Origin of the sequence: Asaia sp. BMEF1, assembly GCF_051628905.1 — a bacterium.
Lineage (GTDB): Bacteria > Pseudomonadota > Alphaproteobacteria > Acetobacterales > Acetobacteraceae > Asaia.
In genome coordinates, this window is record NZ_CP157575.1 from 1,751,199 (window position 1) to 1,774,928 (window position 23,730).

23 protein-coding genes are annotated in these 23,730 nt (G+C 59.8%); 8 read left to right on the forward strand and 15 right to left on the reverse strand.

All coding sequences use genetic code 11. From position 1 onward, the window contains the following. Positions 1-2: 2 nt before the first annotated feature. Entirely contained in the window at positions 3-872 is an 870-nt protein-coding gene (hpnD, locus tag ABHV46_RS07590; protein ID WP_438380948.1) for a presqualene diphosphate synthase HpnD, read from the reverse strand. Between the two features lie 124 nt (positions 873-996). Here hpnD and ABHV46_RS07595 point away from each other — a divergent pair, with 124 nt between their 5' ends. Beyond that, on the forward strand, positions 997-1,452 hold the full coding sequence (locus tag ABHV46_RS07595) for a cupin domain-containing protein (protein WP_336947082.1): 456 nt from the start codon (positions 997-999) through the stop codon (positions 1,450-1,452). 92 nt (positions 1,453-1,544) lie between these two features. Continuing rightward, entirely contained in the window at positions 1,545-2,726 is a 1,182-nt protein-coding gene (locus ABHV46_RS07600; RefSeq protein WP_438380950.1) for a pyridoxal phosphate-dependent aminotransferase, read from the forward strand. 202 nt (positions 2,727-2,928) lie between these two features. Here ABHV46_RS07600 and ABHV46_RS07605 read toward each other — a convergent pair whose 3' ends face one another. From ABHV46_RS07605 to hpnA, 4 genes are all read right to left on the reverse strand, one after another. Next, positions 2,929-4,491 (reverse strand): glycosyltransferase family 2 protein, encoded by a 1,563-nt coding sequence (locus ABHV46_RS07605; protein ID WP_438380952.1) that lies wholly within the window; start codon positions 4,489-4,491, stop codon positions 2,929-2,931. Positions 4,492-4,773: 282 nt separating this feature from the next. Further along, positions 4,774-5,655 (reverse strand): squalene/phytoene synthase family protein, encoded by an 882-nt coding sequence (locus ABHV46_RS07610; RefSeq protein ID WP_438380955.1) that lies wholly within the window; start codon positions 5,653-5,655, stop codon positions 4,774-4,776. Further along, complete coding sequence (locus ABHV46_RS07615; RefSeq protein WP_336947086.1) at positions 5,655-6,809, reverse strand: glycosyltransferase; 1,155 nt, start codon at positions 6,807-6,809, stop codon at positions 5,655-5,657. The genes ABHV46_RS07610 and ABHV46_RS07615 overlap by 1 nt, the downstream gene beginning before the upstream one ends. After that, positions 6,806-7,807 (reverse strand): hopanoid-associated sugar epimerase, encoded by a 1,002-nt coding sequence (hpnA, locus tag ABHV46_RS07620; protein ID WP_438380957.1) that lies wholly within the window; start codon positions 7,805-7,807, stop codon positions 6,806-6,808. The genes ABHV46_RS07615 and hpnA overlap by 4 nt, the downstream gene beginning before the upstream one ends. A 255-nt stretch (positions 7,808-8,062) precedes the next feature. On the opposite strand from hpnA, the gene ABHV46_RS07625 reads away from it, so the two are divergent. Then, positions 8,063-9,121: a lysylphosphatidylglycerol synthase domain-containing protein gene (locus ABHV46_RS07625; protein ID WP_438380959.1), complete on the forward strand. Its 1,059-nt coding sequence runs from the start codon at positions 8,063-8,065 to the stop codon at positions 9,119-9,121. Continuing rightward, positions 9,118-10,005: a prephenate dehydrogenase/arogenate dehydrogenase family protein gene (locus ABHV46_RS07630; RefSeq protein WP_438380961.1), complete on the forward strand. Its 888-nt coding sequence runs from the start codon at positions 9,118-9,120 to the stop codon at positions 10,003-10,005. Before ABHV46_RS07625 ends, ABHV46_RS07630 begins: the two co-directional genes overlap by 4 nt. Before the next feature lie 165 nt (positions 10,006-10,170). Here ABHV46_RS07630 and pyk read toward each other — a convergent pair whose 3' ends face one another. From pyk to ABHV46_RS07650, 4 genes are all read right to left on the reverse strand, one after another. Continuing rightward, entirely contained in the window at positions 10,171-11,601 is a 1,431-nt protein-coding gene (gene pyk / locus ABHV46_RS07635; RefSeq protein ID WP_438384308.1) for a pyruvate kinase, read from the reverse strand. Positions 11,602-11,685: 84 nt separating this feature from the next. Beyond that, on the reverse strand, positions 11,686-12,681 hold the full coding sequence (locus ABHV46_RS07640; protein ID WP_438380962.1) for an SH3 domain-containing protein: 996 nt from the start codon (positions 12,679-12,681) through the stop codon (positions 11,686-11,688). 13 nt (positions 12,682-12,694) lie between these two features. After that, positions 12,695-13,069, reverse strand: coding sequence for a hypothetical protein (locus ABHV46_RS07645; RefSeq protein ID WP_438380964.1), 375 nt, complete (start codon positions 13,067-13,069; stop codon positions 12,695-12,697). A gap of 2 nt (positions 13,070-13,071) precedes the next feature. Beyond that, a complete protein-coding gene (locus tag ABHV46_RS07650) occupies positions 13,072-13,848 on the reverse strand; it encodes a HesA/MoeB/ThiF family protein (protein ID WP_438380965.1) in 777 nt (258 codons plus the stop codon). 209 nt (positions 13,849-14,057) lie between these two features. Between ABHV46_RS07650 and ABHV46_RS07655 the strand changes: the two genes are divergently transcribed. Continuing rightward, positions 14,058-14,633, forward strand: a complete 576-nt coding sequence (locus tag ABHV46_RS07655; RefSeq protein WP_438380967.1) for a DUF2939 domain-containing protein — start codon at positions 14,058-14,060, stop codon at positions 14,631-14,633. Positions 14,634-14,661: 28 nt separating this feature from the next. On the opposite strand, the gene ABHV46_RS07660 is transcribed toward ABHV46_RS07655, so the two are convergent. Continuing rightward, positions 14,662-15,690 (reverse strand): glycosyltransferase family 2 protein, encoded by a 1,029-nt coding sequence (locus tag ABHV46_RS07660; RefSeq protein ID WP_438380968.1) that lies wholly within the window; start codon positions 15,688-15,690, stop codon positions 14,662-14,664. Between ABHV46_RS07660 and ABHV46_RS07665 the strand changes: the two genes are divergently transcribed. Then, complete coding sequence (locus ABHV46_RS07665) at positions 15,680-15,916, forward strand: hypothetical protein (RefSeq protein WP_438380969.1); 237 nt, start codon at positions 15,680-15,682, stop codon at positions 15,914-15,916. The two genes, ABHV46_RS07660 and ABHV46_RS07665, sit on opposite strands and share 11 nt — an antisense overlap. A gap of 144 nt (positions 15,917-16,060) precedes the next feature. Here ABHV46_RS07665 and ABHV46_RS07670 read toward each other — a convergent pair whose 3' ends face one another. Further along, the gene (locus ABHV46_RS07670; protein WP_336947096.1) at positions 16,061-16,285 is read right to left on the reverse strand and encodes a DUF3126 family protein; all 225 of its coding nucleotides are present in this window, start codon (positions 16,283-16,285) and stop codon (positions 16,061-16,063) included. A gap of 162 nt (positions 16,286-16,447) precedes the next feature. Here ABHV46_RS07670 and ABHV46_RS07675 point away from each other — a divergent pair, with 162 nt between their 5' ends. After that, positions 16,448-16,927, forward strand: coding sequence for a hypothetical protein (locus tag ABHV46_RS07675; protein ID WP_336947097.1), 480 nt, complete (start codon positions 16,448-16,450; stop codon positions 16,925-16,927). Positions 16,928-17,040: 113 nt separating this feature from the next. Further along, positions 17,041-17,631 carry a hypothetical protein gene (locus ABHV46_RS07680; protein ID WP_438380970.1) on the forward strand — a complete coding sequence of 197 codons (591 nt, stop codon included), beginning with the start codon at positions 17,041-17,043 and terminating at the stop codon, positions 17,629-17,631. On the opposite strand, the gene ABHV46_RS07685 is transcribed toward ABHV46_RS07680, so the two are convergent. The 4 genes from ABHV46_RS07685 to ABHV46_RS07700 are packed head-to-tail and all read right to left on the reverse strand — an operon-like array spanning position 17,612 to position 23,713. After that, positions 17,612-18,343, reverse strand: a complete 732-nt coding sequence (locus ABHV46_RS07685; protein ID WP_438380971.1) for a pyridoxine 5'-phosphate synthase — start codon at positions 18,341-18,343, stop codon at positions 17,612-17,614. The two genes, ABHV46_RS07680 and ABHV46_RS07685, sit on opposite strands and share 20 nt — an antisense overlap. Next, the gene (gene pdxA, locus ABHV46_RS07690) at positions 18,340-19,326 is read right to left on the reverse strand and encodes a 4-hydroxythreonine-4-phosphate dehydrogenase PdxA (protein WP_438380972.1); all 987 of its coding nucleotides are present in this window, start codon (positions 19,324-19,326) and stop codon (positions 18,340-18,342) included. The genes ABHV46_RS07685 and pdxA overlap by 4 nt, the downstream gene beginning before the upstream one ends. A 30-nt stretch (positions 19,327-19,356) precedes the next feature. After that, the gene (locus ABHV46_RS07695) at positions 19,357-20,748 is read right to left on the reverse strand and encodes a M20/M25/M40 family metallo-hydrolase (RefSeq protein ID WP_438380976.1); all 1,392 of its coding nucleotides are present in this window, start codon (positions 20,746-20,748) and stop codon (positions 19,357-19,359) included. Continuing rightward, on the reverse strand, positions 20,741-23,713 hold the full coding sequence (locus tag ABHV46_RS07700) for a glycosyltransferase (protein WP_438380977.1): 2,973 nt from the start codon (positions 23,711-23,713) through the stop codon (positions 20,741-20,743). The genes ABHV46_RS07695 and ABHV46_RS07700 overlap by 8 nt, the downstream gene beginning before the upstream one ends. Positions 23,714-23,730 lie beyond the last annotated feature (17 nt).

Below are 23,730 nucleotides of genomic sequence, written 5' to 3' on the forward strand. Positions count from 1 at the left end.
TGTCAGCGATAATAGGCGAGAAGGGAGCGCAGGATACGGGCGGCCTTGCTGACCTTGACCGGCACATCCGGGTGACGCCAGCCACGGCGCAGCAGTGCGGTCAGGATCGGGCGGTACGAAGCCGCCATGATGCGCGCCGGACGCATCGCCACGGAGTCGCAGCGTTTCATGGCGAGGCGGGCATCGCGGAAATGATCGGCAGCGCGCGCCGCCAGAACGCGTGCCAGCGGGTCCAGCCCCAGCGCATAAAGCGCTTCCTGCGGGTCGAGCGGCACATCGTAGCGCACAAGCAATTCGCGCGGCAGGTACAGGCGTCCCCTATCGGCATCTTCCTGCACATCGCGCAGGATATTGGTGAGTTGCAGCGCCCGACCAAGATGATGTGCCACGCGATCGGCCTCGGGCGAGTTATCTCCGAAGACGCGCACCGAAAGCCGCCCCACGGCGGAGGCCACGCGATCACAATAAAGATCGAGCGTCGCCTCATCGGGAGCTACCACGGGGCCTGCGGCATCCATCGCCATACCATCGATGACGGCAGAGAAATCTTCCTTGCGCAGCGCATAACGGGTGATCGTGGCTACCAAGGCGCGGTCGAGCCCGTCCTGCGTCTCGCCTTCGTAAAGACGCTCGATACGCTTGTGCCAGTCCTTGAGCGCCTCGATGCGATCCGGCACCTGCACATCGCCATCGGCAATATCATCCACCTCGCGGCAGAAAGCATAGACGGCAAACATGCCGTAACGCCGCTCCGGCGGCAGGATTTTCATTCCCTTGGCGAAAGACGTGCCAGCGCGGGTCACAATGGCCTGAACATGTTCAAGATCGGCCGGGGCACAGCCCAGCACCGCTTCCTGTCGAAACCCGCTCACCGCTTCATCCCTGTATCATCCAAGAGCTGCGCCTTTTACCTGCAAAAAATCAAACAGCAAAATCCGCTCCTGACTATGGACGTTTTGCCCTTGTTCCCTCCCTTTTCACAGAAGGAAATTCCTGATGAAAGTCACCCGCTCCCTGGCCCTCGCGTCACTCGCCCTCGGCCTTTACGCCAGCACGTCTGGGCCAGCACAAGCACAGGAGACAGCGACCGCCCATGCCGAGCATCTGCTCAAGGCCGATCGTTCATGGAATGGCAAGCCCTACACGCGGTATCCGTCCGGCCAGCCCACGCTCATGATGATTCGTCTCACCATCCCGCCCCACACGGCGCTACCCTGGCACACCCATCCCATTCCCAATGTCGGCTATGTGCTTCAGGGCCAGCTCACGATACAGGACAAGGCAAGCGGCGCCAGCCACGTGTTTCATCAGGGCGATGCCTTTGCCGAGAGCATGGATGACGCCCATCGCGGCGTATCGGGCGACACGGCAACAGTCTTGCTTCTGACCTATGCTGGCGGCAATAATCTTCCGACTTCGATCCCGCTCAAGGGTGAAAAGAACGAATACTGACAAAGGGCACGCAATTCCGCCTCGAAAATGATTTGACATTCGAAACGAATGACCGTCTCCTTGCCGGCATCTGACCCATCGGAGATAAGCTCATGACCGCGCCACTCACCCAGGAAGCCAAAGAAGATCTTCTGGAACGTGGATATTCACGCCGCCATTTCGGCCGCCTGACGAGCCTGCTCGGCATGAGTGCCGCCCTGACCCAGTTCAGCTCCTCCGCCTTCGCGGCCATCAAGGCCCCTGGTGACGACCCGTTCGTGGGCCATCCCGACATGATCCGTATCGGCAGCAACGAATGCTGGACCGGCCCCTTCCCGTCCGCCGTGACCGCCGGTCAGGCCCAGGTGCCGTTCGGCAACCGCTATGAGCCCGATCATCTGCGTTCGACCCTGCTGCGCACCGCCTCTGCCGTTGAAGGCATTTCCGAAGAACATATCCTGCCCTGGCCCGGTTCCAGCGATCCGCTCTGTCGTTCCGTCGTGACTTTCTGTTCGCCCGAGCGCGGGCTGGTGACGGCCAATCCGACCTATGAAGCCGCCTGGCGCACCGCCGACTGGATGAAGATCAAGCTCACCCGCGTACCGCTTTCGGCCCATAACGGCTATGCCACCGATGTGCGCGCCATGCTCAAGGCCGATCCGAATGCGGGCGCCTATTATATCTGCAGCCCGAACAACCCAACCGGCACCGTCACCCCGCTCGAAGACATCGCCTGGCTCGCCGACAACAAACCCGCTGGCTCGGTCATCATCGTCGACGAGGCGTATATTCATTTCTCGGGCGCTCCGAGTGCCATTTCGCTCGTCAAGCAGGGCAAGGACGTCATCGTTCTGCGCACCTTCTCGAAGATGTTCGCCATGGCCGGTCTGCGCCTCGGCCTCTCTTTCGCGCGCCCCGACCTGCACAAGCGCATGATGCGCTATGACGGCCCGAACATGATCTCGATGCTGAACATCGTGGCCCTCGCCGCGGGTGCCGTCAGCCTGACCCAGGCAGATGCCATCAAGGCACGACGCGACGAGATGATCGCCGCACGCAGCATGACCTTCGATCATCTGGCCAAACGCAATATCCGCATTTTGCCGGGCAGCCAGGCCAATATGTTCCTGGTCGACTGGAAAAAGCCCGCCTCCCAGATGAAGACCGCCTTCGCCGCCAAGAAGGTCGAGATCGGCCGCAACTGGGATATCTGGCCCACCATGTCACGTATCAGCGTCGGCTCGATGAAGGACATGGAAGGCTTCTGCGCCGCCCTGGACCAGATTTTGGCCTGAGTGCAGAAATCCCGCTCATACAGGCCACTCATGTAGTGCGCTTGTCTGAGCGGTCAGCCGCTCCGGGAACCGGAGCGTTATGAAGTTCCTCTCTTCATACAAGACGTCTGCGACCTGTCTCACCACCGCACGGGAGGCCCCGCAGTTTCCCGACCAGACCACAGCCTCACGCTTTGACCGCGTGAGTATCCACCTCTTCCATTCAGAAGAGATGCTCTCCGAGAATACCCTTCACCAGCAGCGACACCGATTTTCTCGAAGCCTCATCCAGCGTCGCATAGGCATTGAACAACAGGGGCGCAGTCGAACGATCGAGCTTCTCACAGCCTCGTCTGAAATCCTCGAGATTGCTGACTCCCGACAGATATGATGCTGCTCCCTTGATGAAGGCAGGGCACTCTGCCTGTGTCAGGGTTCTGAGAGTAAAGCTCTCCCAGGCGAGTGCCCGGATTTTATGAGCGGAATAAGTGCCGTTAGGCAGGAAGCCAAGATAGCGATTCGTACGCGGATGAGACAACGAAACTGTGCCATCGCTGTTCTGCCACGCCTCGAATGTCAGACCCTGCGTTATTCTTGGATCGCCCTTTATCTGCCACGGCGTCCCGTCAGCGGTGAAAAGGTGCACATATCGGCTGCCACGGCTAAAAATACCAATCAGACCTTCAGCGCTATCGTCAACGGACAGTTTCCCCTGCAACGCGCCGAGGCGGCGTCCGAAATGATCGTCCAGATAAAAGCCAATCCACTGGTCGCCGTCCTGCAACGCACTCTTCAGGATGCCGCCTGAACTCTCGTGAAACGAGATCCAGTTGCTACGTATCTCGTGCTCCAGCGGACGATAGCTCGGTCGGAATACCGGAACATCGGGAGCGCCCATCATTCCTGCAAACTGCAACAGGAAAGCCGAAGGCGTGCCTCGTATCACACGCGCAATGACCTCTGCCTGCTGCGACGCTATTCTCTGCATCCACGCGAGAAATCCCGAGATGTAGCTTTCGGCAAATGACGTCTCTACGGCGTTGTATTCGCTCTTGTTGACTACCGTATGGAGCGGATCTCCCGCGTCCCGGCGCACCTCTTCGAGATGTCTGTCTCTTTTGACGTAATGCTCGAGAGAGCGTGACTGATAATGCACCAGTTTTCCGCCCTGCCAGTCCGGAGCACTTTCGGTAAAACCACCAAACTTGCTTGCCCAGACGATCGGCCGCCCTGCGGCGTCAACGCTATCACCGCTGACATAGACGTTATGAACCTGCGAAATCTCGCCAATAAGACGGGAAGGTCGAAAAATAACCTTTGTATGCCGGTTCCAGTAAAGGTCTGGGGTGCCGTGTCGCGTGTAATTCAGAACAGGAGCGCCCGCAGGACGGCTGACAAATCCGTTAGGGCCGACGCAGCTCCAGTTGAAAGCAACGAGAGAGGCGTCTCCAACTCCTTGGAGATACGTGCCGATATCCTGACCATCGAGATCGAGATATTCATCCGCGTCGAAAAACGCGATCCAGTCGAATTCGCTGCCATATCGCGTAACAGCATCATTATAGGCGCGAACCTGCCTGATATTATGAAGGTCACGATTGACCGCATTACGCGCATAGCGAATATCGATACTGTCCATCAGCGACAGGATCACAGATTCGGTATTGTCGTCCGAAAAATCATTGTAAATAATGAAACTGTCGAAGCCGAGCGCTTTGTGCCAGGCGATCCAGTACGCGATTTCTGACTCTTCGTCTTTCACAACCAAACATATCGCCGTCTTCATATCAGCACGCCCTCAGCTAGCATTGAGAGATCATTACTGGCTTGAGATTGGCCACTCAAGCGTCAAGGTGCTGCAATTTTTCAACGAAATATTGTGCAATGGTCAGTTCAACCCAACGAGCCCGATCATATAGCGACGGCGTAACGAGCAAATGCAAGAATAACCAATTGCAAGACGTTGGTATCGCGCTTCCGCATCTTGCGCGCACCGCTCGCCCTGCCTGTTTCTCGCTTGCTTCAAACGAAAAACAGAAAACGATCCGGGAGCGCAGATTGCCCGCGATCAGGGGTGCCGGATACCTTTCAGGGCTCCGACTGCCAGCGCAAACACGCCATCGCCACGACCCAGTTTGACTCGATCAGCTACGGGGTCTTCGCGTCGCAGCCGCGCTGCAAGGCGATGCGAAAGGGCTAGCACAACCGCGCAATAGGCACGCATGCGTCGGTCGCGCACCAGAGCGGGCAGGGCAGAAGCCTCGCGGTTCAGATGGTCGACCTCATCGAGCAAGTGGTCGAACACACGACGCAGCCCAGGCTTGCTGCGGGCCAGAAGAACATCTTCGACCTTCGCCCCTTCTGCATCCAGCATATCCTGCGGCAGATAGGAGCGATTCAAGGTCTTGAGGTCGGCCGTCACATCCTGAAGGTGGTTGAGCACCTGCAACGCACTGCAAAGCGCGTCGGAAAGCGGCAACGTCTCAGCCTTTTCTCCATGCAGCAGCAGCAGGAAGCGCCCGACCGGGTTGGCGGAAAAGCGGCAATAACCCAGCAACTCGTCCCAGTTACCGTAGCGATTTTTCATCGCATCCTGGATGAAGGCCGTAATCAGATCGGTCGCGGTCTCGAGCGGCACGCCGGTCTCAAGAAGATGGCGCCGCAGTATCACTGCGGTCTGCGCATCCGCGCGATGGGGCGCATCGCGTTCGCCGCGAATGACCTCTCCCATTCCCGTCAGCCGTGCAATCTTGGCCTCGGCAGAGAGTGTCGCGTTATCGACCATATCATCGATGACGCGGGCAAAATTGTAATAGGCCGTGACATGGGCCCGATTGGCCTTCGCGAAAAGAAGAGACCCTACCGGAAAATTCTCGTCACTGGCGCCCTTGCGCGACGTTACATCAGACTCGCCCCAGACGGGATCGATGGTCTTGCTGATGGCATTCATCAGGCGTGAGTCTCCTCGGTGTAGAAACGGCTTTTCCACTGCACGCCGCGCCCGCGATGATGATCGACCGCCGAACCGATGGTTGCCGCCATGTAGAACGCCGCCACCACGGGCAACGCCAGTGCGCGTAGAGGTGAAAGCCTAAAACGCAAGAGCGTCGGCAGGAAGGATATAACCGCTAGAAACAGCGAGGCGCCGCCCATGACGCGCACCCGTCCGCGACCGAAGAGCGCGAAATAGACAGGTGCCAGCCAGACAAGCCCCATGCCAATCACCGTGCAGAGCAAAATGATCGGAGAATACCGCAGCTGCACATAAGCCGTACGGGCAATCATACGCCAGATATCGCCCGCACCACGATAGGGGCGGATCGACCAGGCGAGCGTGCTATGGCCGAGATAGAGCTTGCCCCCTGCCCGCTTAATATCGGAGGCAAGCGAACAATCATCTATCAGCGCGCCCCGCACGGTCTCGACGCCACCGATCCGTTCGAGCATCGCACGACGCACCAGAATCGTGCCGCCCGCCGCACCGGCTACTTCGGAGGCCGGATCGTTGACCTTTTCGAACGGGTAGAGCATCGCAAAGAAATAGACGAAAGCAGGTACCAGCAGCCGCTCCGCCGCGCTCTCGCAGTTCAGCACCACCATTTCCGACACCATGTCCAGCCCGTCGCGCTGCGCCTTTTCAACCAGAGTTTCGAGATGCAGGGCCGAATGCAGGATATCGGCATCGGTCAGCAGGATGAACCCGTCTGCATCTACCTTCTCACGGGCGACCATTTCGCCCTGATGCACTGCCCAGAGCTTGCCGCTCCACCCTTCGGGGCGCTCTCGCCCGGTCACCACGGTCAGGCGGCCATGCGGGTCCGGCACCTGACGCGCCAGATCGCCCGTACCATCGGCGCTGCCGTCATCGACGACGATGACGCTCAGCCTGCCTTTGTAATCCTGCTGGAGCAGTGTCGCGAGACAGGGCTGAATCGATTCAGCCTCATCTCTGGCTGGTACGACGACAGCGACATCAGGCCAGATACTGGCCGAAACGGTATTGAACGGCGTCAGACGAGTGCCGGTACGCCAGAAGCGCCCATGGGCAAAAAGCAGCTTGCCCCAGGCCGCGAGCGCCGAGGCAGCCATCAGATTTCTGATCATTTCGTGGGAATCCGGCCGTGTTCGCGAAACCAGGTCACCGCGTCTGCCACAGCCTCGCGCGCCGGGCGTGGCGCATAACCGAGCTGCTCCTGCGCCTTGAGAGAGGTGAAGAACATTTTCTTCTTGGACATCGCCAGCGTCTCACGCGTCACACGCGGCTCGATGCCGAAACCACGCGCCAGCCATTCGGAGACGATTGCCACCGGCTGCAACCAGGCTTGGCGAAGCCTGATGCGCGGCGGCTTGACGCAGGCCACTTCGCTGATCAGCGAGAAGAAGTCGCCGAGCATGTAATTCTCGCCGCCGAGAATGTATTTCTCGCCGATCATGCCCTTTTCCAGCGCCAGGGCATGACCCTCGGCCACGTCATCGACATGCACGATATTGAGCCCGCTATCGACATAGGCAGGCATGTTGCCCGAAGCCACATCGACGATCATCTGACCCGTCGGGGTCGGCTTGATGTCGCGCGGCCCTACCGGCGTCGAGGGATTGACGATCACCGCAGGCAAGCCGTGCTCACGCACCAGCTTGAGCACTTCCTGCTCGGCCCGATATTTGGAGAGCTTGTAAACCCCGATCACGTCATGTTCGGTGACAGGGGTCTGCTCATTGGCTGGCGTTGCATCTTTGGTCAGGCCAAGGGCGGCAACGGAAGAGCAGTACACGACGCGCTCCACCCCGGCATCGAGCGCGGCCATCATCAGACGACGCGTGCCCTCTACATTCGCCCGCATCATGACCGCCGGATCAGGGACCCAAAGGCGATAATCGGCCGCCACATGAAACAGGTAGCGGCAACCTGCCAGGGCAGGGCCGAAACTCTCCGGCGCTGTGAGGTCACCGATCACCAGATCGGCGTCGAGCCCTTCGAGATTCGACAGATCGGCCCCGGCGCGCACCAGCAATCTGATCTTGTGACCACGCTGCTTGAGAACACGCGCGACCGCCGAGCCAACAAAACCGGTTGCCCCGGTAATCAGCGTGTATTCGCTCATGATAGGCCTTGATGCTCTCGTTTATTGCAAATCGACATGGCACCATACCGCTCACGGGAGGACAAGCAACCTGCGGGGTGATGGCTTTTTCGTCATATTCAGCCTTGGAGTAGCGAAAGCAGACTGTCTGGTGTAGACAGCCGCGGACACTCGACAGCGCGACATACTCTAGTAAATGCCGCAGAAACCTCATCTGCCTTTTCCCCGGCCGTGTGAGGGCCCTCGCAACCCTGCGTCGTTCGGACAAGACTTGCCTTGAAAACCCTGACCCTCATCCTCTCCCTGCTCGGCCTCGCTCTGCTTACGGGGATCATGGCCTGGCTCGGCATCGGTCATGTTTTCACCGCCATGCAGCGTATCGGGATCGGCGGGTTTCTGGCCATCGTTGGCGGTCAGGCGCTGGTCGATCTTGGCCTGGGCATTTCCTGGTATTGCGCCTGCCCCGAAGTCGGCCTCTTTCGCACCATCGCTTCGCGCGCTGTGCGCGATGCCGCCGGCAACTGCCTGCCCTTCTCGCAGCTCGGCGGCATGGTGATCGGCATTCGCGCCACATGCAGCATTCCGACACTGAGCCGTAAGCTTGGGCCGCTGCAATGGCCAGCTGCCGTCGCGACCAATATCGTCGATATCACGACAGAGGTACTGGGCCAGATCGTCTTCGTCATCATCGCTCTGGCCTGCCTGTTCGACCATAGTGGCACGAACAAATTCACCTGGCCGGTTCTGGGGGGCATGGGGCTCCTTGCGCTCGGCATCGCAGGCTTCATCTGGACGCAGCAACGCGGTGGGGCTGCCATCCATCATGCGGCCCGCTTTCTCGGTCGTCATATCGCCGATGGATGGCGCACGACGCTCATCGACAACATGGAGACGTTTCAGGCCCAGCTCGATCTGCTCTGGGCACGTCCGGCCCGCATCGCGACAGGCGCTTTCGTCCATCTGCTTTGCTGGCTCGGTGGCGCAGCCGTCACCTGGCTATCGCTCGAATTGCTGGGTGCCCATATCGGCTATCTGGGCGCGGTTGCGATCGAAGGCGTGGTCTGCGGCATCATGTCTGCCTCTTTCCTCGTGCCCGCAGCTCTCGGCGTGCAGGAAGCCGCCTATGTGGCCATAGGCTATTTCTTCGGGATCGAAGCCGAAATCTCGCTTGGTCTTTCGCTGCTGCGTCGCGGGCGCGACATCGCCATCGGCATCCCGGTCATGGCGATGTGGCAGATTTCGGAGATGCGCCGCCTGCGCAAGGGGGAGCACCAGACGTCAGGCGACGAAGAGCTTGATTACGCCGACCCTGTTACCCGGAGTGAGGCGTCATGACCCAGCCGATTTTCGGCACTCTTTGCGTCATCGGTCCGGGCCTTATCGGCTCGTCCGTATTGCGACGACTGCGCACGCAACCAGAACTTGTCGGCAGGCTGATCGTGGCCGACCGTGACCCCGCCGTCCTCGACCGGATACGCCATCTCGATCTGGGCGATGTGATTACAGACGATCTGCAGGAAGCGGTGAAAGACGCCGATTGTGTGATGCTTTGCGTCCCCGTCGGCGCCATCGCCCCTGTTGGCGCAGCGGTTTTGCCACATATGAAGCCTGGCGCCATCCTGACCGATGTCGGTTCGACCCGACGTAGCGTCGTCGATGCCCTTGCCCCGCATCTGCGCAACGACGTTCCCTATATCCCGGCTCATCCCATGGCGGGCACAGAGCATTCAGGACCCGATGCCGGGTTCGCCACGCTTTTCGACGATCGCTGGTGTCTGCTGACGCCTTCTGCCGACGCCTCGCAAGTGGCAGTTGATCGCATCGCCGATTTCTGGCGCGCCATGGGCGCCCGTATTCGGGTGATGGACACCGACCACCACGACACGATCTGCGCCATGGTCAGTCACCTGCCGCATCTGATCGCCTTCACCATCTGCGGCACCGCCGATACGCTGGCTGAAGACATGCGCGCCGAGGTGCTTGATTTCGCGGCCTCGGGTTTTCGCGATTTCACTCGAATCGCAGCCTCGGACCCGACCATGTGGCGCGATATCTTCCTGAACAACAGCGACGCTCTGCTTAGCGTACTGGACCGCTTCAGTCAGGATGCTGCCGCAATGGCCAAAGCCATCAGAGAGAGAGACGAACAGACCATCGTCGAGACGATTTCACGCGGACGCCGCATTCGTCGCAGCCTGCTCGAAAACCGCCAAGCCTGATTTTTCAGTAACATTAGAGGAGGTGTTCGCTCCTTTTCGATGAGGGAAAAGAACGCCTCGCATCTTGTATGGGGCTTTGCCCCATTCCCCACCAAAGGGCCGTCGCCCTTTGGAAACCCTTTACTGGGGTGCATCGGCGGGGCTTAGCCCCGCCAAAGATCAGCTTCAGATGGTCACAACGCGCAGGGTGTTGGTCGAACCCTGCTGCCCAAAAGGCAGACCCACGAGCAGAACCAGCTTGTCGCCCTTTTCAGCATAGCCTTCCGAGACGGCCAGACCGACAGCCTGATCGACCACGCCCTCAACGCCATAAACAGGCGTTTCCTGACCGACCGACATGGCGCGCACGCCCCAGACCATGTTCAGGCGACGGGCCGTTTCGTCATCCGGCGTCAGAGCTAGAACCGGACAATCGGCGCGCTCACGAGCGATCTGCAGCGCACCGCGGCCGCTCTGCGTGTAAACCACGATAACCGCTGCCGAGACGGATTGCGCAACGTGCCATGCGGCTTCTGCAATGGCGCCGCCGGTCGTGCCGTCGCTATCGGGGCGAAGTGCTTCTTCCTGCATGCGCCATTCGAGATCGTTCTCGACACGGCGCGTCACGCGGGCCATCACTTCAACGGCTTCACGCGGATATTTACCCGCTGCGCTTTCTGCCGAAAGCATCACAGCGTCGGTGCCGTCGAACACGGCATTGGACACATCGGAAACTTCTGCACGGGTCGGGGTGGGGGATGTGATCATGCTTTCCAGCATTTGCGTCGCAACGATCACCGGCTTGCCTTGGAAACGGGCCTCACGGATCGCACGCTTCTGCTCGATCGGCACTTCCTCAGCCGGAAGCTCGACACCCAGGTCACCACGAGCCACCATGACGGCGTCGGAAAGTGCGATAATATCGCTCAGACGCTCCATGGCCTGCGGCTTTTCGAGCTTGGTCATGATCCAGGCCCGGCCCTTGGCGATATCCTTGGCTTCCTGCACGTCCTCGGGGCGTTGCACGAAGGAAAGTGCCACATATTCCACGCCCAGATCGAGGGCGAAGGCGAAATCCTTGTGGTCCTTCTCGGTCAGGGCCGGGATAGGCAGCACAACGTCAGGCACGTTCACGCCCTTGCGTTCGGACAGCCAGCCGCCGACTTCGACTTCGGTTTCCATATGGGTCTCGTCGCAGGCAACGACGCGCAGGCGCATCTTGCCATCATCGAGCAGCAGACGGCTACCCGGTTCGGCGGCGCGCATGATCTCGGGATGCGGCAGGCAGGCGCGACGGACGTCGCCCGGCGCACGATCCAGATCGAGACGGAAACGCGCCCCTTCGACCAGTTCCACCTTGCCATCGGCAAAGGTACCAACGCGCAGCTTCGGGCCCTGCATGTCGGCCAGAATCGCAAGCGGACGGCCCAACTCGGCCTCGACATCGCGAATGGTGGCATGACGCTTCGCATGGTCTTCATGCGAACCGTGAGAGAAGTTCAGACGAAACACATCAGCGCCGGCGAGAGCCAGCGTGCGGATCATCTCATGGGTCGAGGAGGCCGGGCCAAGTGTCGCAACGATCTTCGTGCGGCGCTGTTCGGCCTCTTTGTTCATTCCCGTACCCTGAGCCGAAGCTGCCTGAGGTGAGGATGTCATACTGATCTCCGATCCAATTGCTGCACGTTGCATATCATAGCCTCAGCTAGGCTGAAGCGTCTCTCCTGGCAACAGCCCCCAGAACACGCGTCTGGGAAGCCATCCCGTATAGCCCTTGACCACCACCTTGCACCATGTCGACCCCTGCGGGCACAGCTTGAGCGTGCCGACGGTCCCTGGCTGCAGAACAGCGACGACTGCGCTGTTTTCATCAGACTGGCTGAATAGCAGCGTATCGCCCTGGCGCTGACGTGCCTCGCTTTCACCGGGCACATAACCCAGGACGCGGGCATCGGCCTTGCCGATCACATCGCCCGATTTGGCCGAAGCTTCGCCCACAGCCGCGGCATGCCCCTCAGGCGGCTGACCGGGTATGACGAAAGTGCGCTGGCCCACCAGCGTTGCCTGATGCACCCAGCCTTTCATACCGTCGGAATCCTCGATCAGACGCCAGACATCGAACTCGCGCTCGACCTCCACGGGCAGACCTCGGCGATGATAGACCCATTCGATTGGATAACGCTGGCCCGGCCCCTTGCGCATGAACACCTTATCGGCGCGCATGGCGGCAAAGCGCGGTAGCGGCAGACCAGTATTGGTACCCTTGTCCTGGGGCGGCGCATCGGGCGCGGCAGCCGCAGCAGCGGCCTCATCGGCGGAGGGAGGAGGCGGCGTTGCCGCAACGGCGGCAGCGCCTGCTGCGACCCCCGCCGCCGCCGCAGCCGTGCGGGCATGATGGCGCGAGGTGGAATGAGGCTTCGCCGCACGCGCCTCTTCTGTCGCATGAGCCGATTTGTGCTTTTTGCCTGCGCTCTTGGCCTTTTTGTGATGGACGGCGCCTTCGGTAGACGTTTTCGCCTTACCCCCGGCTGCGGCTTGACTGGCAGCATGTCTGTGATGATGCGAGGCATGTTTTGTCGTCTGTGGCGCAGCTTCTGCCAACGCGCCGAACGGCAGCAGAATCGTCAGCCCGATGCCGTAGACGATGCGGAATGTCTTCATGGGTGCATGGGTGCCAAGTTGTGGCGCTTCGGGCAAGAGGGCGTCCGCGTTACAGGCTCAGAATCTGAGCGTCGGCTGTCCTTTCCAGAAAACTGGTCACCCCGCAGATACGCGCGCCGACACAGAGATCCTCGACAGTCAGACCGGCAGCCCTCATTCCGGCCTCGCAGGCCAGAACCTCGCCCCCCAGCTCGAAAATGGCGGAACGCAGGGTTTCGAACCCCGCAATGCCCCTCTCCTGAAAGCGGATATCGAGCGCAGCTCCCTCAAGACCCGACCAGTCCTGACGCAACGCCTCGACGCTCAGACCGCCCGCAAAAAGAACGACATCGCGCCCCAGAGCGAGCGCACCGGCAGCGAGCACAAAAGCGTGATGAGCCCGCTCGAAAGAGCGATCGGCCAGAATGATTCCCATGACACGCATCTTCAATCCTTCCGGGCGCAACAGACGCATTCGGGGTCGGGCGGCAGGTCGAAGCTGCGGAATGAGGCACTGAGCGCGCTCCAGACCAGCACTTTCCCGCTCAACCCCTGCCCCAGAGACAGCATCTCCTTGAGCGCCTCGACCGCCATCAAAGAGCCGATCACACCCGTAACAGCGCCGAAAATTCCCGCCTGACCGCAACTCAGCGTCGCGCTCTCATCGGCGTCAGGCGTCAGGCAACGATAACACGGGCGCCCGTGACCAGGCACGAAGGTCGACAGCGTCCCTTCGAAACGCTGCACAGCCCCTGAGACAAGCGTCTTGCCCTGAGCCCAACAGCAATCGGCGACGGCATAGCGTGTCGAAAAATTATCGCTGCCATCGCAGACCAGATCGTACGCCTCGACGAAAGCTGGCAGGTTATCGGCTGTGGCTCTGACCGGATAAGTAACAATCTCCACGTCGGGGTTGAGCGCCGCAAGACGCGTTGATGCCCGCTCTGCCTTGCCATGACCGATATCGTCCGTCTGGAAGAGAATCTGACGTTGGAGATTGCTGAGTTCGACACGGTCGTCATCCACGATCCCGATCCGACCGATTCCGGCCGCGGCAAGATAAAGGGCCAGGGGGCTGCCAAGCCCTCCAGCCCCAATGACCAGAACAGACGAATCGCGCAGCCGCGCCTGCCCAAGCGCTCCGATTTCGGGCAGCAGGATATGCCGTGAGTAGCGCGTCAGGGCGTCGTCGGTGAAGGTCAGATCAGGGGCATGGGGCGGCATTATGAAGAGAAGATCCGGTTCTCGAAGAAAACTTCGTTGGCTCTCAGGATTTAGATGACAGAACCCTGTCCGATCCAATAACATAGAACTGTTCAGCGAAGAAAACAGAGGCTGCTGCCATCCGGAACGAAACGTGTTGCCGGCTTGATCGATAAAAGCGCGCGCAAGTCGTGCGTTCATGTCCCTTTTGCCAGTACTAGAGAAACGCCATGAGAGACCCCGCCGGAGTTCCTTTCGAAGCTGACGCGTTTGCGGAGCGACTGACATGGCCCTCGCTCAAGCGAATGCCCCATGCAGTAGGGGCGGTTTTCGTCGCTATGGCGTGCATCTATGCGCTCTCTCCCTATCTCGCGCTCTGGTCGCTGTCGTCAGCGCTGCGCAGCCACGATGCCATCGCCCTTTCCCAGCATATCGACTGGAGCGCCCTGAGCACGAACCTCAAGGCAGAAGCCATCGACGCGCTGATCGGCCCGCCACCATCGGCAGACGATCTGCCCGATTTCGGCTCCTCTTTCGCCAGCAACGCCGTGTCCCACGCCATCGATACGCGACTGACACCGGAGTTGCTGATGACCATGGCATCGCAGATGGTCAACACATCCCACGCCACCCCGTCTTTGAGCATCGGGCAGCTTTATGACCGCATCTCAGCGCATTTCGTATCGCCATTGCGTTTCGAGGCAGGGCTGGTGACAATGCCTGGCCAGAAGCCGACCATCGTTCACATGAAATTCGAACAATGGCGCTGGAAGATCACCGGCTTCGATATTCCCAAGACAGTCTGACTGGCTTCGGCGGGTAGGCGCGCCGCGCTCAGCGGCGACGGCGTGCAAACCCTAGGCCAAATTTGCGCATCACCCTCGCAACCCCGTAAGGCACGACCAGCATTCTGCGTGATTTCGGGCGCAGACAAAGCCGGAACAAACGCAACCGTGCCCGGTCTTCGATACGCAGACGCGTATTCGCAGCCATAAGGGTGGCGAACTCGTCGAGCATATCCACCAGCTCATCTCTGTGCTGCGCCATTCTGATTTCATAATCATAGCGCGCAAAGTAGATCGATTTAAACGCCTCACCGGCTATCAGATTGCAGAACCGGGGAAAAATGAGGTCACGCACATACATACTGCGTCGTTCGGGATCTGACGCAAAAAGCGTGCAGAGCTTGTGAATATACAGCATGCGGCTGCGGCTCATGCGAATGCTGTAGGAGGTGCTGTTCTTGTTGATGCACCAGACTGTAACGGCTTGTGGGAAAAAGTAATTCGTGAAGCCGGAGCGAAAAATCCTGAGGAAAAGATCGTCGTCCTCGTAACCCATGAACTGCGGGTCGAATCCGGCAACAGCCTCGAACGCCTCGCGGCCGATGATTGAGGCCGAGGGCAGGATATGCATATCGCGCTCGAGCAGATCCTCGATCGAATATTTCGGGTGTTTGCTATAGCGGGCGGCAATCGAGGTCGCGACGATATGGCCTTCCTCGTCCGCCTCCATCAACTCGCCATACGCCCAGCCAAAATGCGGATCGCTCTCGGGCACCTGCCCCAGCAGCAGCTCCACATGATTTTTGAGAAAAAAATCATCCTGATCAAGGAAGCAGATATAAGCTGATTTCGTCAGGGACACGCCAAGATTGCGAGCGCTCCCCTGTCCACCATTCTCCTTGTGGCGCACCTCTACGCCGTACCGGGCCGCAATCGCCTGCAATTTCGACGATTCCTCTGGCGTCGATCCATCGTCGACGATGAGAAATTCGTCCGCCTTGACCGTTTGCGCAAGCACACTGCGTATGGCGCGCTCAATATAACGTGCACCATTATAGAACGGGACGATGACCGCCACTGTCCTGGCTATGCTCTTGGGATCGCTCTTGGAGGCGTTTTTCACCACAGTGCTGGAAGGCGCCTCGCTGGAGGCTGCTCTCCTGCCTGCGTTTCTGGCAACAGCTTTAACGCCCTCTTTGGCTGGTGTCTTGATCGTCGGGGCCTTGCTCATCGAGGCGCCTTTCCTGGTCATGCCGGTCGTTGACCAGCGCTTCTCGCAGCGCCTGAAGTCACGATTGCCATGACGGCGCGTCTCCCTTTCCCTTTCCTGACGACGCAAAGACACAGGGAAAGCGGGCGGGTTTCACTCCCGCACCATGCAGCCACGCGACGCCTGCGGTATCGGCTCTTATCGCCCGATGCCGCAAACGCCAACGCGTCTGGCATCATCAGGCCGGGGGAAGATCTTCCTCGAGCACCGTGATGTGGATGGCGTAAGAGACCTCACCTTCATCGTCATCGCGGTGAACCGTGCCGATGACCTCATCATTGACAGCGAGTTCGACCGTATGACCGGCACGGGCAGGCGGATTGACGGTCAGTTTCGGCGAACCGAGCAGGCGACGCAGCGTCGTTTGCAGACGGGTCAGCTCCGAAGCAGGGATAGCAGCCATGATCACTCCTGGGTTTTAACAGCTGGAGCGATCTTTAGAGCATCCTTCTGGCCTGCGAAACCTCCTTTAGGACGCCAGCGATTTTCGTAAAGAAATGGCCATTCTGCTGCCATGTTTCCTCCGCAGCATCCGGAGATCCGAAATTTTGCCTGTGGGAGAATCATGCTTCGCTTTTTCATGGCCCTTGCCCTTCTCGCCACGGCCCCGATGGAAGCCGCTCTTGCTGCAGCGGCCCCGTCGCATTTCAGCACAGCCCTCTCCCGTCAGATCTCGAGTGACGGCCCGCGTGCTGTCGCGTGGCGCCTGACGCTGGATCATAACTGGTCCCGTGTTACCAGTGATGTCGCGACCAATGACCCGGCCCTGAGTTCGGCAACACTGCGCGCATTGCTCGACTACACGCCCAAGCATGAGAAGGCCTCCATGCAGCAAGCCCTGAGAGAGCGCCTGCAGAAAGATACGCTGGCAGGACTGTCAGCTCTCTCGCCCGTCTCTTACAGCCCGTATTCTGGCCGGGCCATATGCGGTGCGGGTGAAGCCCGCTGGAAACACCGGCTGCAACCCGCGCTGCTGGCTACGCATGATATCGTCTATGCTCTGCAACGCGAAGATTGCCTCAAGGCGCTCCGGTTACGTTCCTGACATTCAAAAGAACTTTTAAGCTGGACGCGGAGAACTTCCTCGCCCTCAGACAGTTTTTGTCATAAATTCGAACTCACGAATCTGTGACACTTCAACCCTGTCGAGGATATTCTTTGGCTTCCACCCTGCGTATCGCTCCGGGCGCGCTGGCGCTCCTGAGCCTCTCTGGCTGCGGCTATTTCGACTCTCGTGAAGCCCACCGGGCACAAATTGCGATGATCGGCATGACATCGAACGATCTGCAGGCCTGTGCTGGCCTGCCCAGTTCTACAAAAGTGCTCAACGACACGACACAGATCTATCAGTATACGGCCAAGATGAATCTGCCGACGGCAAGTGACTCAACCATCATTCCGGTTCAGCAAATTCTGAACATGACCCAGGTCACGCTGGGGGGGGCAGGCACGACCTGTACGGCAGTCATTCGCCTCGATCATGAGCGCGTTTCAGAAGTGCACTACGCGGGCGATGATGACGAGATCATCGGATCAGACGGCATCTGCTCAATCATCACCCGCGGCTGTGCCCGCCAGCCCGAGGCCAGCATGCGCAAGGTCAGCGGCGGGCCGTTCGGCCCTGTTTCCGCCTTCCACTCTCCTCGTGCGCCCAATCAGAGCACGACCGCGACCTACAACAAGCAATCCGGAGAGACAGTGCCCAATTATACCGACAAATCCGAGCCCGTTATCGTCCCAAGGCCTTGAACAGGGCACCGGTAGCTATTTCCTGCTTCATGCGCGAAATCGCTACCGGCAGGCCGAGGAATATGGCCTCGCCGATCAGAAAATGCCCGATATTAAGCTCACACAATCCGGGCAATCCTGCCACGCGCCCCACATTCGCGAAGGTCAGTCCATGGCCAGCGTGAAGCTCCAGCCCCTGCGCTGCTGCGGCGCGGGCACCGTCGTAAAGACGGGCAAATTCTGTCTCATCCGGGTTAAGCGCATAAGCACCCGTATGCAGCTCGACAACCTGGCCGCCGATACGCGCAGAGGCTTCGATCTGGGCAGGGTCGGGGTCGACAAAAAGAGAGACGCGAATACCGGCCTCTCTCAGCCGGGTAATTTTCGACGCCAGATCGGCTTGCTGCCCCAGCACGTCGAGCCCGCCCTCGGTCGTCACTTCCTCACGCCGCTCCGGCACCAGACAGCAGGCATGGGGGCGAAGCGCGCAGGCTTTCGTCACCATTTCGTCAGTCGCAGCCATTTCGAAATTCAGCGGCACCGAAAGCTCTTCACGCAGACGCGCCATATCCTTGTCGCGTATATGACGTCTGTCTTCACGCAGATGCGCTGTGATGCCATCGGCACCATGCCGCGCCGCCAGGAGCGCCGCCGCCACCGGGTCGGGATGCGTGCCGCCACGCGCATTACGCACCGTCGCGACATGATCGATATTCACACCCAGTCGGATCATGATGCCTCTCCCTTGCTCATGGCGCGCTGCGCCCCCAGTTTCCGCGCCATGCGTAGCGCGGCGAGCAAACTGGCCGGATCGGCCACGCCCTTGCCCGCAATCGAAAAAGCCGTGCCGTGATCGGGCGATGTACGGATGATCGGCAGACCAAGGGTCACATTCACCCCCGTCGCCATATCCAGTGTCTTCAGCGGAATGAGCGCCTGATCATGATACATGCACAAGGCTGCATCATATAGCGGCCGCGCCAGATCGGTGAACAGCGTGTCAGGTGGATAAGGGCCAGTCGCATCGACCCCTTCTTCACGCAGTGCCTCGATCGCAGGCTGGATCATATCGCGCTCTTCAAGGCCCATCACGCCTCCCTCACCTGCATGAGGGTTGAGACCCGCCACGGCGATACGCGGCGCTTTGATACCGAAATCACGCCGCAGCGCGAGCGCCAGCGCACGACCGACCTGCACGATCCGTTCGGTCGAAAGCGTATCCAGCGCCTCACGCAAGCTCACATGCACCGTAACCGGCACCACGCGCAGACGCGGTGAGGCGAGCATCATGATTTCCTCGCCCGGCACACCGCAAAGCGATGCCAGAAACTCTGTGTGACCGGGAAAGCCGAAACCGGCTTGCTTGAGCACGATCTTGCTGATCGGATTGGTGACCACGGCCGACACGGCTTTCGACAGAGCCAGAGTCGTGGCTGTTTCTATCGAGGCGATGATCGCCCCTGCGAGAGCCCCATCCGGCTGGCCCGGCACGACAGGAACCGGCAGCGCCAGAGGCAGAACGGGCAGCGCGCCAGCAAACGCGGCTTGCGCCTCCTGGGCATTCTGCACGATCTGCACCGGCACATGCGATGCCAGCAGCGCTGGATCCCCAACCCACAGAAAGGCCTCACCCTGCTCGCGCAGGGCTTTCCAGGCCAGAGCCGTCAGTTCAGGGCCGATCCCGGCTGGATCGCCCATGGTGAGTGCAGGCAGCATGGCGCCTCTCATACGCTTTGGAGCCGGAATTTACCGGCGGGCAAACGCGTCCAGAATACGCACCCAGGAGCGGATTCCTTTGTGAAAGGACTCCACGCCATATTGCTCGTTGGGTGAGTGGATACGGTCATCATCCTGCGCGAAACCGACCAGAAGCGAGTCCATATCGAGCGCCTCCTTCACCTCGGCCACAACCGGAATCGACCCGCCGCAACCGATAGAGACGGCAGGCACACCCCATTCATCGCCTAGCGCGTCCAGTGCGGTACGCAGGAGAGGGCCGTCTTCCGGCACGGCAAACCCGGTCGATGCGCCGTGTTCGGTAAAACTTACCTTGGCATCGGGCGGCAGAACGGCACGGATATGGGCACGAAAGGCCGCACGAACGCACTCGGGATCCTGCCCCGGCACAAGACGGAACGACACTTTTGCCATGGCCTTGGCGGGAAGAACGGTCTTGAACCCATCGCCCTCATAGCCGCCGGAGATACCGTTGATTTCATAACTCGGACGTGCCCAGATCTGCTCGATAGCCGTAAATCCTGCCTCGCCCGCAGGCTGCGACAGACCGACAGGCGCCAGCGTTGCGGAATCATCCGGGAAGATCGCGCGCCACTGCGCACGCACAATATCGGACGGCACAACGACGTTGTCATAGAACCCCGGCAGGGTCACATGGCCGGAATCATCGCGCACGCTGCCCAGAGCCTTGCAAAGCAGCTCGATCGGATTGCGCGCCGCATTGCCGAACATGCCCGAATGCAGATCATGCGTGGCACAGACGATCTCGACTTCCTCTCCCACGAGGCCGCGCAGGCTCGTAGTGATGGCAGGCGTCTTGCGGTCGGGCATGCCGGTATCGCAGATGAGGGCGACATCGGCTTTGAGTTCCGTCGCATTGGCTTTGAGGAAGGGCATGAGATTGGCGCCGCCGCTCTCTTCTTCCCCTTCGATCAGGATCGAAACCCTGACTGGCAACGTGCCACGAACGGCTTTCCAGGCGCGACAGGCCTCGATGAAGGTCAACAACTGCCCCTTATCGTCAGACGCGCCACGCGCCACGATAATCCTGCGGCCATCGGCTTCGGTGGTGATCGACGGCTCGAATGGATCGCTCTTCCAGAGTGAGAGAGGATCGGTCGGCTGCACGTCATAATGGCCGTAGAACAGCACATGTAGCCCGCCTGCCGGGCGCTCGTCATGCCCCACGACCATCGGATGGCCGGGTGTTTCGCGCAGGCTTGCGTCAAAGCCAAGCGCCGTCAGCTCGTCACGCACCCATTCGGCAGCCTCGCGGCAATCGCCGGCATGTCTGGGCTGAGCCGAGATGCTGGGGATGCGCAGCAGAGCAAAAAGCCGCTCGAGGCTCTTGTCGAGATCCTGATCGACGCGCGCCAGTACTGTTTCCGTGCTCTCAGTCACCCGCACTCTCCTTCACCACACTCACTCCAACGAGACAGGCCAGGGTCTTGCGATAGGCAGCCCGCATCTCCGCCGCCTGGCGCGATGCTGTCTCCGACGCCTGGCGCCACATCTCCTCATCCTGATAAAGGCTGACGATCGCGTCTGCAAACCGCCCTGCGTCGAGCGGCACCTCGAGAGGCTCCATCAGGGGTCCTCCTTCTCCGATACAAGGCAATCCGCATGAGGCCGCTTCAATACGCTGAAGCGCGATCTCACCACTTCGCTCATCGGGCGCAATCAGAACACGACAAGCAGCAGCCAACTCTACGAAAGGTGCCTGCCCCGCCATAAGCGGCGCAACCTGCCGATAATGGGTAATCATGGATAAATCGAGCGATTGCAGGGACTCATTGGCCAGTATCAGATTGACCGGCTCGGCCAGACGACCATCGAGACGCAACAACACGTCGCGCACGAACCACCTGAGAAATGTCTGCGTATATCCGGGTGCCGTTGCCGGTTGTGCGGCAAAAAGCAGATTACGCCTGTCGGCAAAGTCGCGGCCCGACAGCGCAGGCGCCGCCTCGCCCAGAATGGTCAGTCCGACGAGCCCGGCTTCGCGCAGAAGTGCTGCCTGTCTCTCGCTCTGAACGACGATATCCTGACAGAACCAGGCATTGGCCGTCTCTTCTGCAAGACGCTGCCGGTAGAACTCCGTTTCATCAAACTCGCCGGTTTTGGCAGAAAGGCGTTGATCGTTCTCCTGCTCGAAGGTCTCGATTTCGCGTAGATCGAGGATTACCCGCTCTTCAGGAAGATAAGCGGCCTTTTCACTCAGAAGAGGAAACACGGTGTTAAGTGCATGACCACCGCATATCCAGATTCGATCAAAGCCGCGCACGCGCTGCTCGATGAGACAGCCCAGACTCTCTGTCGAGCCGCTGCGATATTCGAGTTCTTCTGGCATCTCCTGTCTCAGACAGGTCTCGGCCCTATCTCCCTCGACCAGCACGAACAATGTGACCTGCAGCCCAAGATCAATGAGCGTTTCACTCAAAGCTCTTACACGTATCTTGTGAGAGATCTTCTCAGGGGTTCCATCCCGCACGATCAGAAGAAGCCGCTCGCCCCAACGCGACGAGCGATGCAAAATCTCTGCGTTCTGCGGTGCCTGAGGCAGACTGCCACGCAGAATATCGGCGAAATGGCGCCGCAACATCAATGCATCACGCGAAAGGGCGGCTGGGTGTGCCGGTTCTCGCTCTGGCGAGCGGAGAACGAACCCCGGATCGTAGACAATACGCTTGGATGGCAGAGCCTGCCGAATGCTCAGCCCGAGTGCGGCCCAAACCGGCACTGGAAGCGTCAGGGCCTGAAGATCCGGCCTGTCTGAAGACAGGCTGCGAAGATTTTCGGCGAAACAGAGGAGGGCACCCCCTCCCACGGTGTCACAGGCACGAACGAAATCGACCTCCTGCGCAAAAGCTTCCATGCCCGCCCCATAGGGCTGGCAACTGCCATCACGCGCGACAGAAAGCCCTGCCTCGATCACACGAAGATCATAGCCGAGGATCTGGGGCGCAACCGCAATCACTCTGTCTTGACCAAGACGCGATAAACCGTTCTCGAGAGACCCGTAAAAGAGGTGACACCCTGCCTCGATCAGCAAGACGCGGTCAGCGGCGAGCTGAGGTACCGCACGCTGCCAGCCATCCTGCAGACGGGATGATGCCAGGGAAAGACGTTCCACCCCATGGGCGTAGCGCTCGATCTCCGCGGTTTCGTCTTTCGCTCCTGCGTCCAGAAGAACAACCTGCATCGCCCCGCGATTGCCCTCATGCAGCGACGCCAGAGTCTGGATTAGCGCAAGAAAATGCGACGTCGCCAGGATGACAACGCTTAATTCGGGCGTGCCCACATAGCGAAAATCAAGAGGCGTGCGTGACAGAAGAGGCAGAAGCGTCTCAGCCCGCAAGGCCTGAAGATTCTCAAGCTGACGAAGGACAGGAGCATCTGCCAGAGACGTGGCGGGGGGGCTGCCCCCGGTTTTGACGAGATCGATAAAAGCATTGCTACAAATCTCGCGCCAGCTCGGAGCATGACCCATAAGGCGCGTACTGGGCAGCGAGATGCCCTCTGCCGGACTACGCCCCTCAAACAAGCCATAACGTACAAAATGATCATAGCCGTTGCGTAGTGATCGGGCGCGCACCTGATCATTCACATCGGGATAGCGCTCGAGATACGCGCGCTCGCTGAAGACCGCGTTCGGACTGTAATGCGTCGGGGTTTCATTCGAGAGATAATGATGAAGCGGCGATACATACTCGCCACTCTCGATCTTGCCCGAGACATCTTCATACTGCGCCAGATACCAGACCGGATCGAAATACCACGAGCATCGTAACGTGTTGAGATCCTGCGAAAGGGTCAGCCGGGTAAATTCCCCCATCCCGGAATCAAGCGGCACACGCTGCTGAAACAGACTCGCGCGCAGGATGTCAGGCACAAAGAAGGGCGTGCTGACGCGTCGCTCGAGTTGCCCTTTCTCCAGATAGTGATCATAGCCATTACTATAACCCATTTCACGGACAAGTGCGGGCGTCAGGTCAGGATTTTGGCAGAAATACTCGCTTTCCGAAAAGAGCCAGTGACAGGAGCGCCCTCGGTGACCCGTCTCGCAATAATGCTGAAAACCGGAATCGAAAACGCCCATCCTGATGCCATTTTCGACATCGAAATGAACACGCCGATACCAGATCTCGTCGAAATACCGGTTGGGTGAGTGGGCATAGCGCGCGCCATCACGCTGCCAGAATTCGAAGAGACCACGATCGTCAGGCAGGCTGCCCGTCATGTCTATGACGGTCTGGCCGTAGCGCGCGCGATACCAGGCGGGATCGAAGACGGCCCAGAGTGGCGTATGGGTGTCGCGCTCTTCACCCGGTCCGAGCGCGGTCAAGGTTTCTGGTATCACGGTCATCTTACCGGCCTCAAAGC

What these genes read in the sequence shown, in the direction of transcription:
- ABHV46_RS07595 (WP_336947082.1), top strand. Translation starts at nt 997, where the DNA reads ATGAAAGTCACCCGCTCCCTGGCCCTCGCGTCACTCGCCCTCGGCCTT.
- ABHV46_RS07600 (WP_438380950.1), top strand. Translation starts at nt 1,545, where the DNA reads ATGACCGCGCCACTCACCCAGGAAGCCAAAGAAGATCTTCTGGAACGT.
- ABHV46_RS07605 (WP_438380952.1), bottom strand. Translation starts at nt 4,491, where the DNA reads ATGAAGACGGCGATATGTTTGGTTGTGAAAGACGAAGAGTCAGAAATC.
- ABHV46_RS07610 (WP_438380955.1), bottom strand. Translation starts at nt 5,655, where the DNA reads ATGAATGCCATCAGCAAGACCATCGATCCCGTCTGGGGCGAGTCTGAT.
- ABHV46_RS07615 (WP_336947086.1), bottom strand. Translation starts at nt 6,809, where the DNA reads ATGATCAGAAATCTGATGGCTGCCTCGGCGCTCGCGGCCTGGGGCAAG.
- hpnA (WP_438380957.1), bottom strand. Translation starts at nt 7,807, where the DNA reads ATGAGCGAATACACGCTGATTACCGGGGCAACCGGTTTTGTTGGCTCG.
- ABHV46_RS07630 (WP_438380961.1), top strand. Translation starts at nt 9,118, where the DNA reads ATGACCCAGCCGATTTTCGGCACTCTTTGCGTCATCGGTCCGGGCCTT.
- pyk (WP_438384308.1), bottom strand. Translation starts at nt 11,601, where the DNA reads ATGAACAAAGAGGCCGAACAGCGCCGCACGAAGATCGTTGCGACACTT.
- ABHV46_RS07645 (WP_438380964.1), bottom strand. Translation starts at nt 13,069, where the DNA reads ATGCGTGTCATGGGAATCATTCTGGCCGATCGCTCTTTCGAGCGGGCT.
- ABHV46_RS07650 (WP_438380965.1), bottom strand. Translation starts at nt 13,848, where the DNA reads ATGCCGCCCCATGCCCCTGATCTGACCTTCACCGACGACGCCCTGACG.
- ABHV46_RS07655 (WP_438380967.1), top strand. Translation starts at nt 14,058, where the DNA reads ATGAGAGACCCCGCCGGAGTTCCTTTCGAAGCTGACGCGTTTGCGGAG.
- ABHV46_RS07665 (WP_438380969.1), top strand. Translation starts at nt 15,680, where the DNA reads ATGACCGCCACTGTCCTGGCTATGCTCTTGGGATCGCTCTTGGAGGCG.
- ABHV46_RS07670 (WP_336947096.1), bottom strand. Translation starts at nt 16,285, where the DNA reads ATGGCTGCTATCCCTGCTTCGGAGCTGACCCGTCTGCAAACGACGCTG.
- ABHV46_RS07675 (WP_336947097.1), top strand. Translation starts at nt 16,448, where the DNA reads ATGCTTCGCTTTTTCATGGCCCTTGCCCTTCTCGCCACGGCCCCGATG.
- ABHV46_RS07685 (WP_438380971.1), bottom strand. Translation starts at nt 18,343, where the DNA reads ATGATCCGACTGGGTGTGAATATCGATCATGTCGCGACGGTGCGTAAT.
- pdxA (WP_438380972.1), bottom strand. Translation starts at nt 19,326, where the DNA reads ATGCTGCCTGCACTCACCATGGGCGATCCAGCCGGGATCGGCCCTGAA.
- ABHV46_RS07700 (WP_438380977.1), bottom strand. Translation starts at nt 23,713, where the DNA reads ATGACCGTGATACCAGAAACCTTGACCGCGCTCGGACCGGGTGAAGAG.